13 protein-coding genes are annotated in these 15,710 nt (G+C 70.7%); 6 read left to right on the top strand and 7 right to left on the bottom strand.

The genetic code is table 11. The features are described 5' to 3' along the window. Positions 1-26: 26 nt before the first annotated feature. Together ACFU95_RS33925 and ACFU95_RS33920 are read right to left on the bottom strand one after the other, a co-directional pair. On the bottom strand, positions 27-1,307 hold the full coding sequence (locus ACFU95_RS33925) for an ABC transporter substrate-binding protein (RefSeq protein ID WP_383835733.1): 1,281 nt from the start codon (positions 1,305-1,307) through the stop codon (positions 27-29). A gap of 47 nt (positions 1,308-1,354) precedes the next feature. Continuing rightward, positions 1,355-2,407 carry a carbohydrate kinase family protein gene (locus tag ACFU95_RS33920; protein WP_383835730.1) on the bottom strand — a complete coding sequence of 351 codons (1,053 nt, stop codon included), beginning with the start codon at positions 2,405-2,407 and terminating at the stop codon, positions 1,355-1,357. 161 nt (positions 2,408-2,568) lie between these two features. Here ACFU95_RS33920 and ACFU95_RS33915 point away from each other — a divergent pair, with 161 nt between their 5' ends. From ACFU95_RS33915 to ACFU95_RS33900, 4 genes are all read left to right on the top strand, one after another. Continuing rightward, a complete protein-coding gene (locus ACFU95_RS33915) occupies positions 2,569-3,333 on the top strand; it encodes a DeoR/GlpR family DNA-binding transcription regulator (RefSeq protein ID WP_383835783.1) in 765 nt (254 codons plus the stop codon). Next, complete coding sequence (locus ACFU95_RS33910; protein WP_383835727.1) at positions 3,330-4,670, top strand: 6-phospho-beta-glucosidase; 1,341 nt, start codon at positions 3,330-3,332, stop codon at positions 4,668-4,670. The genes ACFU95_RS33915 and ACFU95_RS33910 overlap by 4 nt, the downstream gene beginning before the upstream one ends. Before the next feature lie 75 nt (positions 4,671-4,745). Continuing rightward, positions 4,746-7,799, top strand: coding sequence for an alpha-mannosidase (locus ACFU95_RS33905; RefSeq protein WP_383835724.1), 3,054 nt, complete (start codon positions 4,746-4,748; stop codon positions 7,797-7,799). A 3-nt stretch (positions 7,800-7,802) separates the two neighbouring features. Continuing rightward, entirely contained in the window at positions 7,803-9,053 is a 1,251-nt protein-coding gene (locus tag ACFU95_RS33900; protein WP_383835721.1) for an alpha-L-fucosidase, read from the top strand. Between the two features lie 190 nt (positions 9,054-9,243). Here the strand turns inward: ACFU95_RS33900 and ACFU95_RS33895 are convergent, their stop codons facing one another. Further along, on the bottom strand, positions 9,244-10,938 hold the full coding sequence (locus tag ACFU95_RS33895; RefSeq protein ID WP_383835718.1) for a carbohydrate binding domain-containing protein: 1,695 nt from the start codon (positions 10,936-10,938) through the stop codon (positions 9,244-9,246). Between the two features lie 116 nt (positions 10,939-11,054). Further along, positions 11,055-12,182, bottom strand: coding sequence for an ATP-grasp domain-containing protein (locus ACFU95_RS33890; protein WP_383835715.1), 1,128 nt, complete (start codon positions 12,180-12,182; stop codon positions 11,055-11,057). A gap of 296 nt (positions 12,183-12,478) precedes the next feature. Here ACFU95_RS33890 and ACFU95_RS33885 point away from each other — a divergent pair, with 296 nt between their 5' ends. After that, positions 12,479-13,339: a metallophosphoesterase family protein gene (locus tag ACFU95_RS33885; protein WP_383835712.1), complete on the top strand. Its 861-nt coding sequence runs from the start codon at positions 12,479-12,481 to the stop codon at positions 13,337-13,339. Further along, positions 13,336-14,016: a 4'-phosphopantetheinyl transferase gene (locus ACFU95_RS33880; protein ID WP_383835709.1), complete on the top strand. Its 681-nt coding sequence runs from the start codon at positions 13,336-13,338 to the stop codon at positions 14,014-14,016. Before ACFU95_RS33885 ends, ACFU95_RS33880 begins: the two co-directional genes overlap by 4 nt. An 18-nt stretch (positions 14,017-14,034) precedes the next feature. On the opposite strand, the gene ACFU95_RS33875 is transcribed toward ACFU95_RS33880, so the two are convergent. From ACFU95_RS33875 to ACFU95_RS33865, 3 genes are all read right to left on the bottom strand, one after another. After that, positions 14,035-14,265 (bottom strand): hypothetical protein, encoded by a 231-nt coding sequence (locus ACFU95_RS33875; protein ID WP_383835706.1) that lies wholly within the window; start codon positions 14,263-14,265, stop codon positions 14,035-14,037. 106 nt (positions 14,266-14,371) lie between these two features. Next, complete coding sequence (locus ACFU95_RS33870; RefSeq protein ID WP_383835781.1) at positions 14,372-14,896, bottom strand: toxin-antitoxin system, toxin component; 525 nt, start codon at positions 14,894-14,896, stop codon at positions 14,372-14,374. Positions 14,897-14,935: 39 nt separating this feature from the next. Further along, positions 14,936-15,586 carry a helix-turn-helix domain-containing protein gene (locus ACFU95_RS33865; RefSeq protein WP_383835703.1) on the bottom strand — a complete coding sequence of 217 codons (651 nt, stop codon included), beginning with the start codon at positions 15,584-15,586 and terminating at the stop codon, positions 14,936-14,938. Positions 15,587-15,710: the final 124 nt, after the last annotated feature.

The following is a 15,710-nucleotide window of genomic DNA, read 5'->3' as shown; positions in this document are numbered from 1 at the left end:
GGCCGGTGACCGGAGGTGATGCCACCTCAGCTCACCCCCTGTCGCCTGGCGATCTGCTTGGCCTGGCCGACCGCGTCCTTCCAGGCGTCGTCGGGCTTCTTGCCCTTGGCCTCGATGCTGGTCAGCTCGGCCATGAAGGGGGCCATGACCGCGGAGTCGGCGGGTGCCTCGTAGCTGACGGGGATGGCCTCGGCGGCCGGGCCGAAGACCTCGATGATCTTCTGTCCGCCGAAGAAGGCGTCGGGGCCCGTCATGGCCTGCATCGAGTACGTGGCGGGGGAGGCGGGGAAGATGGCGGCGTCGGTGAAGCTCTTGGCGTTGTTGTCCGGGCTGAGGATCCAGCTGATGATCTTGAATGCCTCTTCGGGGTTCCGGCACTGCTTGGGCAGGGTCAGATAGGAGCCGCCCTGGTTGGCCGGCCCGCCCGGCGTCGCGCAGACCCGCCACTTGCCCTTGGTGGCCGGGGCCGCCGACTCGATGTCCAGCGCGTGCCAGGCGGCGCCGACCTCGGTGGTCAGGCTCTTGCCGACGGCGGCGTTCCAGCTCTGGTCGTTGATCTTGGCGTCGAGGCCGAGCCGGTAGGCGCGGACCGCCGTGTCCCACGCGGCGCGGATGTGGTCCTGGTCGCCGATGAAGTGGTTGTCCTGATCGATGAACCGCTTGGTGCCCTGGCCGACCGCGATGTTGAACACCGAGCCCATGTTGTTGATCAGGAAGGTGCCGGGCAGCGCCTTCTTCAGTTCGGAGCCGAGCGCGAAGTAGTCCTCCCAGGTCTTGGCCTCGGCCGCGACCTTGTCCGGGTCGGAGGGCAGTCCGGCCTTGTCGAACTGGTCGGCGCGGTAGAACAGCGCGGTGGGACCGATGTCGATCGGGAAGCCGATCTGCTTGCCGTCCTCGGTCTGGGCGAGCTTGGTCTTCCACTCCAGGTACTGGGAGGAGATCTTCTTGAAGCCCAGGTCGTTCAGGTCGAGGAAGCGGTCGGCGTTGGGCAGGAAGGAGGCTATGTCCTCGCCCTTGATGCCGGTGATGTCGGGCACCGAGGAGCCGCCGGCCGCGAGGGTGGTGGTGAGCTTCTGCTTGAAGTCGCCGCCGATGGAGGCCGCGGTCAGCTTGACCTGGCTGGTGAAGTGCGTCTTGGCCTCGGCGACCACCTTGTCGCTGAGGGCGCCGCCCCAGTACCACAGGGTGAGGTTCTTGCCGTTCTTGGTGCCGGTCGATTCCGAGCCGCCACCGCAGGCGACGGTCAGGCCGGAGGCGGCCGCGGTGAGCGCGGCGGCCTGGAGGAAGCCTCTACGGGAAAGTTCCACGGGTGACTCCTGTTGTTCCTGTTCGACGTGCTGAGGGGGTCTGAGGGTCAAGGCCGCCGTTCGCCGGCCCGTGGGCCCACGGGCGTGGGACCGGCCGGCGGGGTGACGGGGGCGTGGCGCGGGGGCGGGCCCACGTCGGCCGGGACGCGGTGCGCGAGGAATCCGTACGCGCGTCGTAGTTCGGGGTCCTGCACCGACCGCCACCAGCGGTCGACGCCGTACCAGCCGGGGGACGCCAGCGCCCCGCCGTGGTGCCGTACGGACAGCCCGGCGGCCAGTACGGCGAACCGCAGCCGTTCCTCCAGCGGCCAGCCGCCCAGCGAGGCCGCGACGAAGCCCGCCCCGAAGACGTCGCCGGCGCCCGTCGCGTCGAGGACGTCGACGTCCAGGGCCGGTACCTGCGCGTACTCGCCGGTGATCTGGTCGACGGCCACGGCCCCGTCCCCGCCGCGGGTCACCACGGCCACCGGCACCAGCTCGCTGAGGATGCCGAGGGCCGCGACCGCGCTGTCGGTGCGGGTGTAGGCCATGGCCTCGGTCTCGTTGGGGAGGAAGGCATGGCACAGGGAGAGCTGGTCGAGCAGGTCCGTCGACCACCGCTGGGTGGGATCCCAGCCGACGTCGGCGTAGATCTGTGTGCCGTTCGCGGCGGCCTTGGCCAGCCACGCGCGCGGTTCGGCCTCGATGTGCGCGAGGGCCGTGCGTGCCTCGGGCGGGTCGCCCATCAGCGCGTCCTGGGAGTACGGGGGCTCCTGGCCGTGGGTGACGAGGGCCCGGTCGTTGCCGTAGGCGAGGGAGACGGTGACCGGGGTGGGCCAGCCGTCGGCCGTGCGGGAGGGCGAGAGGTCGATGTCCTCCTGGTCGCACAGGACGTCGCGGCACCACTCGCCGTAGAGGTCGTCGCCGAACACCGTGGCCAGCGAGGTCCTGAGGCCGAAGCGGGCGGCGGCCACCGCCAGGTTGGCGATGCCGCCCGGGCCGCAGCCCATGCCGTCCGTCCAGATCTCCTCGCCCGGGGCCGGCGGCTTCCCGAGCCCCGAGAGGACGAGGTCGTAGAAGAGCAGCCCGGTCAGCAGCACATCGGGCCGGTCGTCGTCCACGGATCGCGTCCTCTCGCTCGTGCTCCCGCTCGGCAGAGCTCGGAGATCGTCAAAACTCTTCATTTCGGTGAGCGGAATCGTGCGCCGATCGGAGAGATTGGTCAATACCCGAGCAGAAATGAGCATGGCGATGATTGAAGATGACGAGTAGTGTTCACGCCGTGCTGGCAGAACGACGACACCAACTCATCCTGCGGGCCCTGCGCTCCGGCGGCCCCGCGGCTGTGACCGACCTCTCCGAGCAGCTGGGTGTGAGCCCGGCCACGATCCGGCGTGACCTGGTCAAACTCGAGGAGGACGGCCTGCTGACGCGGGTGCACGGCGGCGCCGTCGTGGAGGAGGGCGACCAGCCCTTCGCCGAGGTCGCCGAGATGCGCGTGCCCGAGAAGGACGCCATAGCCGCGCACGCAGCGGCGATGATCGAAGATGGTCAGTCGGTGCTGCTCGACATCGGCACCACCGCCTTCCGGCTGGCCCGCCAGCTCCACGGCCGCCGGCTCACCGTGATCACCAGCAACCTGGTGGTCTACGAGGAGCTCGCCGACGACGAGGGCATCGAGCTGGTGCTGCTCGGCGGCATGGTCCGCCGCGAGTACCGCTCCCTGGTCGGCTTCCTCACCGAGGACAATCTGCGCCAGCTGCATGCCGACTGGCTCTTCCTGGGCACCAGTGGAGTGCGGCCGGGCGGGCAGGTGATGGACACGACGGTCGTCGAGGTGCCGGTCAAGCGGGCCATGATCAAGGCCGGCGAGAAGGTCGTGCTGCTCGCCGACGCGGCGAAGTTCCCGGGTACGGGGATGGCGAAGGTGTGCGGTCCGGATGACCTGGACGTGGTGGTGACGAGCGCGCCGGTCAACGCGGCGACCCGGTCCTCCCTGGAGGAGGCGGGCGTCGAGGTGGTCGTGGCAGGAAAGGTTCAAGCGTGAAACTGACGATTCTGGGCGGCGGCGGATTCCGCGTACCGCTCGTGTACGGGGCGCTCCTGACGGACCGCGCCGAAGGCCGGGTCACCCACGTCGTGCTGCACGACCTGGACGACCGGCGGCTCTCCGCGGTGACCCGCGTGCTCGCCGAGCAGGCGGCCGGGGTGCCCGACGCGCCCGAGGTGACCGCCACGACCGACCTGGACGAGGCGCTGCGCGGCGCCGACTTCGTCTTCTCGGCGATCCGCGTCGGCGGCCTGGAGGGCAGGGCGAACGACGAGCGGGTCGCGCTCGCCGAAGGCGTCCTCGGCCAGGAGACGGTCGGCGCGGGCGGCATCGCCTACGGCCTGCGGACCGTGCCGGTCGCCGTCGACATCGCCCGACGGGTGGCCCGGCTCGCCCCGGACGCCTGGGTCATCAACTTCACCAACCCGGCGGGCCTGGTCACCGAGGCCATGTCCCGCCACCTCGGCGACCGTGTCATCGGCATCTGCGACTCGCCGGTCGGCCTCGGCCGCCGTATCGCCCGGGTGCTCGGCGTGAAGAACCCGGGCGAGGCGTGGATCGACTACGTCGGCCTCAACCACCTCGGCTGGGTGCGCGGCCTGCGCGTCGCCGGCCGCGACGAACTGCCGCGCCTGCTCGCCGACCCCGACCTGCTCGGCTCCTTCGAGGAGGGCAAGCTCTTCGGCGTCGACTGGCTCCGCTCCCTCGGCGCGATCCCGAACGAGTATCTGCACTACTACTACTTCAACCGGGAAGCCGTCCGCGCCTACCAGCAGGCCGAGAAGACCCGCGGCGCCTTCCTCGCCGACCAGCAGGCGCGGTTCTACCGGGACGTCGAGCGGTCGGACGCCTCCGCCCTGGAGATCTGGGACCGCACCCGCGCCGAGCGCGAGGCCACCTACATGTCCGAGAACCGGGAGACGGCCGGCGCCGGGGAGCGCGACGCCGACGACCTCTCCGGCGGCTACGAGAAGGTGGCGCTCGCGCTGATGCGGGCCATCGCCCGTGACGAGCGCACGACCCTGATCCTCAACGTCCGCAACCAGAACACGCTCTCGGCGCTCGACTCCGAGGCCGTCATCGAGGTGCCCTGCCTGGTCGACGCCAACGGCGCCCACCCGGTCGCCGTCGCCCCGCTGCCCGACCACGCCACCGGCCTCGTCTGCTCGGTCAAGGCGGTCGAGCGGGAGGTGCTGGCCGCCGCCGAGTCCGGCTCGCGCACGACCGCGGTGAAGGCCTTCGCGCTGCACCCGCTGGTCGACTCGGTGGGCGTCGCCCGCAGGCTGGTCGACGGGTACTCCTCGGTCCATCCCGGCCTGGCGTACCTTAGGTAGCGCTCGGCCTCGAAAGCGCTTTCCCTCTGCTCCCCTCAGCTCTCAGCTCGTACTCTCCCTCCCTGGAGACCCTTCATGCACGACGAACGCCGCCGCATCGAAGAGCGCGTCCAGCGCGCCCACGACCAGCGCATCAAGCCCGCCGTCCACGCGGCCACCGTCCCCTTCGAGGTCGAGGCGTGGCAGGCGCCGGGGGAGCCGGTCTCCTTCGAGGAGGCCGCGGCCGCCCGCTACACCCCCTTCGCGATGGACACCCCCTGGGGCCCGCCCTGGGGCACGACCTGGTTCCGGATGCGCGGCCGGGTGCCCGCCGAGTGGGCCGGAAAGCGCGTCGAGGCCGTCATCGACCTCGGCTTCATCGGTGACTGGCCCGGCAACCAGGCCGAGGCACTGGTCCACCTGGCCGACGGCCGCCCGCTGAAGGCCGTGAACCCCCTCAACCAGTACGTCCCGATCGCCAACCCGGCCCAGGGCGGCGAGCAGATCGACTACCTGGTGGAGGCCGCCTCCAACCCGGACATCCTCAAGGACAACTTTTCGAGGATCACGCCGATGGGCGACAAGCTCACGGCCGGTTCCGCGCCGCTCTACACCTTCCAGCGCGCCGACATCGCGATCCTCGACGAGGAGGTCTTCCACCTCGACCTGGACCTCCAGGTGCTGCGCGAGCTGATGGTCCACCTCGCCGACCACGACCCGCGCCGCCACGAGATCCTGCACGCCCTGGACCGGGCCATGGACGTCCTCGACCTGGACGACGTCTCCGGCAGCGCGACCGCCGTCCGCGAGGTGCTGGCGCCCGTCCTGGCCCGCCCCGCCCACGCCAGCGCGCACACGATCTCCGGTGTCGGCCACGCGCACATCGACTCGGCCTGGCTGTGGCCGATCCGCGAGACCAAGCGCAAGACGTCCCGCACCTTCTCCAACGTCACCTCGCTGGCCGACGAGTACGACGACTTCATCTTCGCCTGCTCGCAGGCCCAGCAGTACGAGTGGGTGCGCGACAACTACCCGCACGTCTGGGCCCGCATCCAGGAGTCCGTGAAGAAGGGCCAGTGGGCGCCGGTCGGCGGCATGTGGGTCGAGGCCGACGGCAACCTGCCCGGCGGCGAGGCCATCGCCCGCCAGCTCGTCCACGGCAAGCGGTTCTTCATCGAGCACTTCGGCGTCGAGACCAAGGGCGTCTGGCTGCCGGACTCCTTCGGCTACACCGCCGCCTACCCGCAGCTCGCCAAGCTCGCCGGCAACGAGTGGTTCCTGACCCAGAAGATCTCCTGGAACCAGACCAACAAGTTCCCCCACCACACCTTCTGGTGGGAGGGCATCGACGGCACCCGCATCTTCACGCACTTCCCGCCGGTCGACACCTACAACGCCCGCTTCAGCGGCGAGGAGATGGACCGCGCGGTCCGCAACTACAACGAGAAGGGTGCCGGAACCCGCTCCCTGGCCCCCTTCGGCTGGGGCGACGGCGGCGGCGGCCCCACCCGCGAGATCATGGAACGCGCGCGCAGGCTCGCCGACCTGGAGGGCTCGCCCAAGGTCGTCGTCGAGCACCCCGACGAGTTCTTCGCCAAGGCCCGCGAGGAGTACCCCGACGCCCCGGTCTGGGTCGGCGAGCTCTACCTGGAGCTGCACCGCGCCACCTACACCTCCCAGGCCCGCACCAAGCAGGGCAACCGCCGCTCCGAACACCGGCTCCGCGAGGCCGAGTTGTGGGCGACGACGGCCGCGCTGCACGCGCCGGGCTACTCCTACCCGTACGAGCAGCTGGACCGGCTGTGGAAGACGGTGCTGCTGCACCAGTTCCACGACATCCTGCCGGGCTCGTCGATCGCGTGGGTGCACCGGGAGGCGGAGGCCGAATACGCCCGCGTCGCCGAGGAGCTGGAGGCGCTGACGGCCGAGGCGGTCGCGGCGCTGGGCGCCGGCGAGGCCAGGGTCTTCAACACGAGCCCGTTCGAGCGCGCCGAGGTGGTCCGCACCTCCGAGGGCGCACCGGCGTACGTCACCGTGCCCGCGAACGGCAGCGCGCCCCTGGCGGGAGCCGAGCCCGCGCAGCCGGTGTCCGTCTCCGGCCGGGTCCTCGACAACGGGCTGATCCGGGTCGAGGTCGCCGAGGACGGCACCCTGTCGTCCGTGTACGACCTCCGGGCGAACCGCGAAGTCCTCGCCGAGCGGGGCAACCTGCTCCGCCTGCACACGGACCTGCCCAACTACTGGGACGCCTGGGACATCGACAAGCACTACAAGAACCGCTACAAGGACCTGCTGGAGGCCGACGGGGTCACCGTCGTCGAGGAGGACCCCCTCCTGGGCGCGATCCGCGTCACGCGGTCCTTCGGCAAGGGCTCGAAGATCACCCAGACGATCACGGTGCGGGCCGGCAGCCCTCGTATCGACTTCGAGACCGAGATCGACTGGCACGAGGCCGAGAAGATCCTCAAGGCGGGCTTCCCGGTGGACATCCGGGCCCCGCACTCCTCCGCCGAGATCCAGTTCGGCCACATCCAGCGGCCCACCCACACCAACACCAGCTGGGAGGCGGCCCGCTTCGAGGTCTCCGGCCACCGCTGGGTGCACATCGCCGAGCCCGGCTACGGCGTCGCCGTCATCAACGACTCGACCTACGGCCACGACGTCTCCCGCACGGTGCGCGAGGACGGCGGTACGACGACCCGGGTCAGCCTCAGCCTGGTCCGCGCCCCGCGCATCCCGGACCCCGAGGCCGACCAGGGCAAGCACCGCTTCACCTACTCCCTGCTCCCCGGCGCGAGCATCGAGGACGCCGTCGCCGAGGGCTACTCCCTCAACCTCCCCCTGCGGGTGGCGGACACGGCGGGCGCGCCCGAGCCGGTCGTGTCCGTGGCCGGGGAAGGCGTGACCGTCGAGGCGGTCAAGCTGGCCGACGACGAGTCCGGCGACGTCGTCGTACGTCTCTACGAGTGCGGTGGCGGCCGGTCGACCGGCGTCCTGCGCACCGGCTTCCCGCTCGCGGGTGCCCAGGTGACCGACCTGCTGGAGCGCCCGCTGGAGGACGCCGACGTCACCGGGGACGGCGGCGTCGCCGTCGCCCTGCGCCCCTTCCAGGTCCTCACGCTCCGCCTCCAGCGCGCCCAGGGGAGCTGAGCGGTGCCGATGCAACCCTGGTTCACCGACGCCAAGTTGGGGATCTTCGTCCACTGGGGCGTCTACGCCGTCGACGGCGTACAGGAGTCCTGGTCGTTCTACGACGACATCGTCCCCTACGACCGGTACATGTCCCAGTTCGACCGTTTCACGGCGTCCCGCTACGACCCGCGCGACTGGGCGAGGCTCTTCGCGCGGGCCGGCGCCAGGTACGCCGTCCTGACCAGCCGCCACCACGACGGCGTGGCCCTCTGGGACTCGGCCCACGGCGACCTGAACGTGGGCCGCGACCTGATCGCCGGCTACGCGGACGCCCTGCGCGAGCAGGGCCTCAAGGTCGGCCTCTACTACTCGCACTCGGACTGGAGCCACCCCGACTACGCCTCCACGCGCAAGCCCGGCCGCCCGCCGGAGCTGGAGGACAACCGCTACTCGGAGGTCGCGGCCGAGGACGAGGACCTGGCCGCCTGGGAACGCTTCCTCGCCTACCGGGACGGCCAGTTGCGGGAGCTGGCGTCCCGCTACAAGCCGGACCTGCTGTGGTTCGACGGCGAGTGGGACCGCAGCGAGGAGCAGTGGCGCATCCCCGAACTCGCCGCGCTGATCCGCTCCGAGGTGCCGGACGTCGTGTTCAACGCCCGCATGCTCAGCGAGGGCGACTACGCGACGCCCGAGCAGGGCGCCCCGGTCGTCCCGCCCGAGGGCCCCTGGGAGCTGTGCCTGACGCTCAACGACTCCTGGGGCCACCAGCACCACGACCACAACCACAAGTCGGTCGACCAGCTGATCCGCTACTTCACGGAGACGATCGGCGGCGGAGGCAACCTGCTGCTCAGCATCGGCCCCCGCGAGGACGGCACGATCCCGCGGGAGCACGCCGAACGCCTGGAGGGGCTCGGCGACTGGATCGCGAGGCACGTGGAGGCGGTGTACGGCACCGAGCGCGGCCTTCCGGCCGGGCACCACTACGGCCCCAGCACCCTCTCCAAGGACCGCCGCACCCTGTACCTGATCCTGTTCGACGCCCCGCGCGCCGAGGTCAACGTGCGCGGGCTCCTCGGTTCGGTACGCCGGGTCACGGTCCTCGGCAGCGGCACCGAACTGGCCCACCGCATCACAGGCGGCCTGCACGAAACACCGGGCGTCCTCTGGATCGAACCGCCCACCGGGGCCGACCTCGACCCGCATGCCACGGTGCTCGCCGTCGAGCTGGACGGGGAACTGGAGCTGTACCGCGGCGCGGGCCGCTTCTGACCCCGCGACGCACCTTCGGGCCGGCCGGCCGCCGCCCCCGTGACAGCGCCGGCCGACCCGAAGCCCCCGTGCATCCCCCGTGGTGGTGCGTTCCCCCGTGGTTCCCCCGTTGCCTTTCACTCTTTTGAGCACACCGCCCGCGCCCTGATACACCCTCCCGGAAAGATTTCTCCCGGCGGCGAGGGTGACCTCAGCCGGTGAACCCGGCCGTGATGGACGTGAACTGCCAGTTGTTCTGGCTGATCCCGGAGCAGTTGCTCGTCACGCCGCCACCGGGGCACGGCCGGTCGCGGTTGACCGACCAGAAGGCGAGGCGGGCGATGTGGTGCGAGTTCGCCCAGTCGCGGATCTGGGTCCAGGTCGCGGTCGAGGTGAGCTCCTGCTGGTCGGACAGGCCGTTCATGCCGGAGATGCCGATGTGCGCGTAGGCGGTGGCGTCGTCCCAGCCGAAGGTGGACTTCAGCTTGTTCTTCAGCCCCTCCGTCGCGTTCACGGTGTTGCCGTACATGTCGGCGCCGCCGCCGAAGTCGAACGGCATGATCGTGAAGACGTCGATGTCCGCGTTCAGCGCCCTGGCCTGATCGATGAGCCGGTTGCCCCAGTAGTTCGGGCCGGTCGTCGACGTACCGAAGGTGATGATGGTGCGCAGGCCCGGGTTGTCCGCCTTGACGATCTTCAGGGCGTTCAGGATCCGGTCCTGCACGGTCGCGTTCTCGAACTCGTCGGTGTTCTCGATGTCGACGTCGATCGCCTTCAGCCCGTATGCGTCGATGACCTTTTGGTACGCGCCCGCCAGTGCTTCGGCGGTCGAGCAGTTCGGCCCGAGCTTGTTGCCGCTCCAGCCGCCGATCGAAGGCACGATGTCACCGCCCGCGGAACGGATGGAGTTGATGACGCTCTGGTCGTTCCCGCCGGTCAGCGGGCGCTGTCCGTCCCAGGCGGGGTTGCAGCCGCCGGAGGAGAGGATGAACGCCATCGTGTACCACCTGATGCCGGTCGCGCTCATCACCGAGGGCGCGCTCGGCGGGTCGCCCCAGCCCAGGTACAGATAGGGCGCGGCCTGCTTGAAGCCGGTACCGCCACCGCCGCCCGGGTCCGTCGTGACGCTGACGGCGCCGGAGGCCGCCGAGACGTTCCCGGCCGCGTCCCGCGCCTTCACCGTGAAGGAGTAGTTGGTGCTCGGTGACAGACCGCTGACCGTGGCACTCGTACCGGAGACGCTGAGCACCTGACTGGAGCCACGGTAGATGTCGTACCCCGTCACCCCGACGTTGTCCGTCGAGGCGTTCCAGGTCAGCGACACGCTCGACGACGTCTTGCCGGTGGACCGCAGGCCGCCCGGCACGGACGGCGCCTGACCGTCCGAACCGCCGCCGGGCCCGTCGAGGCTGATGTCGTCGGCGTAGTAGGTGCCCTGGGCGTACCAGCCGTGGACATGGACGGTGGCGCTGGTCTGGGAGACGCCGGTCGTGAAGGACACGGTGAGCTTGCTGTACGCCGACGGCGACGACGTCCACGTGGAGGCACCGCCGTCCACACCGAGGTAGACGTACGACCCGCGCACCCAGCCGCCGAGTGTGTACGTCGTGTTCGGCTGGACCGGGACGGTCTGGGCGCACCGGGCGATGTCACTGGAACTCGCCGCCCCCGCGAGGGCCTTGGACCCGGCGTGCACGGGGGAGGAGACGACCGAGCCCAGGTTGCCGCCGCAGGACCACGGCGAGAGCCCGCCCGACTCGAAACCGGAGTTGGACAGGAGGTTGGCCGCGTGGGCCGTACCCGGAAGGGCGACGGCTCCGGTGACCGCGAGGGCGATGGAGCCGAGCAGAGCGAGAAGACGACGTCTGAGCCGTCTGAGAGGTTGGTCGAGAGGTTGGTTGCGCACGCGATCTCCCTGGGAATGTGGGGTGTTCGGGAGTGCAGTGATGCGCAGACCAAGTTGGTATGGACCAATCCCGGTGTCAAGGTGTGACGCCGGGATTGGTCCATACCGGAGTGGAGTCAGAGAGGCAGCGCCTGAGCCGCCCCGCTCCCGACCGAGTCGACCGGCGCCGGCATCGCCGGCAGCAACGGTCCCTCGACCTCCGAGCGCTGCTGCGGAATGGACACCGGCCGCAGCGGCCGCAGCCCGGCCACCACCGTGTAGTCCTGTCCCAGGAACGGGGGAGCCACCACTCCCGGATCCTCACCGAGCGCCAGCTGAACAGCCAGCCACGGCACATTGACCCCGCACAGCGACAGCTGGTGCAGCCCGCCGGCCGGCCGTGTGTTGACATCCATCAGCACCGGCGTCTCCCCGAACATCCGGAACTGGATGTTGGACAGGTAGTGCAGCCCGAACCCCTCCGCGATCAGCCGCGCCGGCTCCAGCCACTGCTCCTGAAGGGTGAATCCACGACGGCGGCCGTTCTTGATCCGGCCGATCGCCAGCCGGACCCGGTTGTCGGGGCCGGTGAGGCAGTCCACCGACACCTCGGGCTGCTCCAGCCGCGGCATGACCAGCCAGTCCACCGGCTCGTCGGCCCGCCGCAACGCGTCCACGACGAGATCCAGCTGCACATACGGAGTCGGGAACCCGCTGAGGTGCGTGAGCGAGAAGGGGGCGCGCGTGATCACGCGGAAGCCCACCCCGCCCGCACCGGACGCCGGCTTGAAGCAGGCCTTGTGACCGCCCGCCTCCAACTCCTCGACCGCCGCGATGAGTTCATCGGCGTCACGCACCCGCCGCCACGGCGGCACCGGCACCCCGATCGCCTGCACGGCCTCGTAGGCGATCACCTTGTCGTGGAAGACCGCAACGGCCTCCGGCGGCGGCGCCAGCAACGCCGTACCGACCGCCTCGAAGTCCGCGCGGTGCGCCACGATCGCCGACTGGTGGAGCCGGGGCACGAACACGTCGATGCCGCGGCGCCGGCACTGGGCGAGGGCGTACTCGACGTATCCGGCCGGGGACAGGCCCTCGGGCTCCAGTTCGGCGGTGTCGGCGGCGGCCAGCACGGGGGAGTCGGCGTCCCCGTGCGTCGCATGGATCTCGACGGCCCGATCACTGGGATTTCGCCGCAGTTGATCCATGAAGAACACGTTCTCCGCGTACGTGCGGTTGAGCCAGACGCGTACGCGAGAGACCATGCAGGGCCGTCCTTTCGGGTTCGCGGGCAGGGCAAAACAGGCCCGTGCCCGGGCAGGGTGTTTGGAGGGACACCAAACCGCCCCGTGCGAAGGGAAGTTCAGGCGGTGGTGTTGGGGCGATCATACGGCTTTCAAGGGGTGCCGCGTGCAACGTACGTGTTACGGAATCGCGGATCATTTTTGACCGTCCCGGCCGCCCGGCCCGGCCCCGCCGGGGCGCCGCCGCGATCCCCCTTGTACCGTGAACACATCCTGTGTTCTCGTGGTGTCGTTCGTGTGATCGAAAGGGGCAAGGTGTGACGTCGACGGTCGGCGGTGCCGGACAACTGCTGGCCATCAGCGACCTGCACATCGGCTACGAGGAGAACCGCGCCCTCGTCGAGAAGATGCGCCCGGATTCCGACGACGACTGGCTGCTCGTCGCCGGTGACGTGGCGGAGACCGTGGCGGACATCCGCTGGGCCCTCGAAACGCTCGCAGGCCGCTTCCGCAAGGTCGTCTGGGTGCCCGGCAACCACGAACTGTGGACCCACCCGAAGGACTCCGTCACCCTGCGCGGCGTCGCCCGCTACGAGCACCTGGTCGAGCTGTGCCGGGAACTCGGCGTGACGACCCCCGAGGACCCCTACCCCGTCTGGGACGGACCCGGCGGCCCGGTCGCCGTGGCGCCGCTCTTCCTGCTGTACGACTACTCGTTCCTGCCCTCCGGCTGCGCCACCAAGGAGGAGGGGCTGACGTACGCCAACGGGACCGGGATCGTGTGCAACGACGAGTACCTGCTGCATCCCGACCCGTACCCGTCCCGGGAGGCCTGGTGCGCGGCCCGGGTCGCCGAGACCGAGCGCCGGCTCGCCGCACTGCCCGAGGACCTGCCCACCGTCCTCGTCAACCACTACCCGCTGGACCGGCATCCCATGGACGTGCTGTGGTACCCCGAGTTCGCCATGTGGTGCGGCACCCGGCTGACCGCGGACTGGCACCGCAGGTTCCGGGTCGAGACCATGGTCTACGGCCACCTCCACATCCCGCGGACCACCTGGCACGAGGGTGTCCGCTTCGAGGAGGTGTCGGTGGGATACCCCCGCGAGTGGAGCAAGCGACCGGACCCGCCCGGACGGCTGCGCCGGATCCTGCCCAGGGAGGACGGCACCCGTTGATCGAGGAACTGCTGCCGGCCTCGGTGGTCACCGTCGAGGCGTACGGCGACGAGGAGCCCGCGGGTACGGCCCTCTACCCCGAGGAGGAGGCGGTCGTGGCCCGGGCGGTCGGCAAGCGCCGCCGCGAGTTCGCCGTCGTCCGCTCCTGCGCACGTCGCGCCATGGACAAGCTCGGCGTGCCACCACAGCCGATCCTGCCCGGCGAACGCGGTGCCCCGCTCTGGCCGGCCGGACTGGTCGGCAGCATGACCCACTGCGACGGCTACTGCGCCGCCGCGCTGGTCCGCGCCGTCGACCTGGCCTCCCTCGGCATCGACGCCGAGCCCCACCAGACGCTCCCGGACGGCGTCCTGCCCGCCGTCGCCCTGCCCGCCGAGGCGGAACGGCTGCGCCGCCTGGCCGGCGAACACCCCGGCGTGCACTGGGACCGGCTTCTGTTCAGCGCCAAGGAATCCGTCTACAAGGCGTGGTTCCCCCTGACGGGAAAGTGGCTGGACTTCACCGAGGCCGACATCGACGTCTTCACCGACCCCGGCGACCAGCGCGGCGGCGGCTTCCGCGCCCGGCTCCTCGTCCCCGGCCCGTGGGTCGGGGACCGTCAGCTCGACGGGTTCGAGGGCCGATGGACCGTCCGGCGGGGGTTGGTGGCGACAGCCGTGAGCGTGCCGCACACCTAGGGCCCGCTGCGACGTCCGCTACGGCTCCGCCGGACACCAGCTGCGGAGCATCCGGAAGAACACCTCCTCGTTGCCGCTCAGCCCCGCGTCCGCCAGTGCCTGCTCCGCCTCGGCGAGAACGGCGGGCGGTACGACGGACGGTCGGCTCGCCCCGGGCGGACCGTCGAACGCGGCTCGTACGGTGTGCAACAGCCGCAGATAGGCCTGGACGGCGGTGCGCTCGCGGTCGGTCAGTACGGCGGTGGGCATCGGTCGGCTCTCCCCGGATCGGCGTCGTCGCGTCACGCCCCGCACACGGGGCGTACCACCAGCTTGCCGTCCACCACTGACAATCGGCCCCCGGCGGGGCGGAGGGTCAGCCCTGTGGCCCCAGGTAGCCCAGTGACGCCTCGATCCGCCCCGCCAAGTGGTCGCGCTGTCCCCGCGCCGAGGAAACCGCCAGCCAGGTACGGCACTTGCTGGCGAGCAGCAGGCCGAAGCTCTCGGCCTCCCTCTCCTCGGCCTGGTCGAAGTGGTCGCGGGCGGCGACCTTGAGAACCGTCGACCGCAGATCGGCGGTGTCGTCGAGGAGGCGGGCCGCCACGTTGGCGCCCTCGATGCTGTGACTGCTGTGCCCGGCCTTCATGTGCCACAGCTCGTGGCCGAGGATGACCAGCTGATGGTCGGGGGCGGTGCGTTCCTCGATCACGACGAGGTCCTGGTCGGCCATGTCGAGCCACAGCCCGCTGGCCGTGCCGGGCGGGAACACGGCCGTACGGAAGTGGACCGGGCGGCCGCGGCGTCTGCTCATCGACTCGCACAGCGCGCGGTACACCTTCTCCGGCGGCGCGGGCGCCGGAAACGCCAGCTCCGCGACCAACTCGCCGCACAGGCGGCGCATTTCCCTACCGATGCCCACAGGTCTCCCGTTCTCCCCGGATCACGACTCGGGCCGCTTGACGCTCTCCAGGAGCATGTCCAGCCACTCCGCGACCTTGTCGCGATGCTGGTCGGTGGGCAGTTGGGCGGCCCGCCAGGCGATACCGCGCACACCGTGGTCCTGGAGAAGTCTCTCCAGCGGATCCTCGGCGGCCTGGGCCGCCTCGCGCTCCGCGAGCCTCTGCAGCAGGTCCTGCTCGGTGCGCTGGAGGGCACCCGCGAGCGCCTCGGGGTCCTCGGCCGTGAGGAATCCGGCGTGGACGCGGAAGAAGCGCTGGATGGCGTCGCAGTGCTCCATGGTGGGGCGCCGGTCGCCGTTGATGAGGGCGCCCGCCTGCTGCCGCGACATGCCCGCGCCGTCCGCGATCTCCTGCTGGGTGTACTTGCGGCCGTTCGGCTTGAGGCGGGTGCGGCGCAGCAGGTCGAGCCGCTGGAGGAAGCGGGCCTGCACGTCGGGCTCACCCGCCGGGCGCCCGCCGAGCAGGGCCTTGACCACGGGTACCGGGACGCCGGAGGCGACGGACACACGGCCGCAGTCGAAGACCTCCGCGTGCGGCACGCCGAGCCGGTCGGCGAGCGCGGTGACACGAGCGACGACGGCGGGCAGCTCAGCCGTCGGCGTGGCGCCCGGACCCTCGATGCCATCCGTCACCGACAGATCTCCTACGTCTCTCACAGGCTTCTCACAAGCGGTTGCCGTGAACTCGACGGAGATTACCGGGTAGTTCGAACTGACATCCAGGTCTCGCCACAACTGTGTCCAATTTCAGCCGTCA

It is taken from the genome of Streptomyces sp. NPDC057623, assembly GCF_042800355.1.
Taxonomy (GTDB): domain Bacteria; phylum Actinomycetota; class Actinomycetes; order Streptomycetales; family Streptomycetaceae; genus Streptomyces.
This window is presented reverse-complemented; position numbering and strand designations above follow the sequence as displayed.

What these genes read in the sequence shown, in the direction of transcription:
- ACFU95_RS33905 (WP_383835724.1), top strand. Translation starts at nt 4,746, where the DNA reads ATGCACGACGAACGCCGCCGCATCGAAGAGCGCGTCCAGCGCGCCCAC.
- ACFU95_RS33890 (WP_383835715.1), bottom strand. Translation starts at nt 12,182, where the DNA reads ATGGTCTCTCGCGTACGCGTCTGGCTCAACCGCACGTACGCGGAGAAC.
- ACFU95_RS33875 (WP_383835706.1), bottom strand. Translation starts at nt 14,265, where the DNA reads ATGCCCACCGCCGTACTGACCGACCGCGAGCGCACCGCCGTCCAGGCC.
- ACFU95_RS33870 (WP_383835781.1), bottom strand. Translation starts at nt 14,896, where the DNA reads ATGCGCCGCCTGTGCGGCGAGTTGGTCGCGGAGCTGGCGTTTCCGGCG.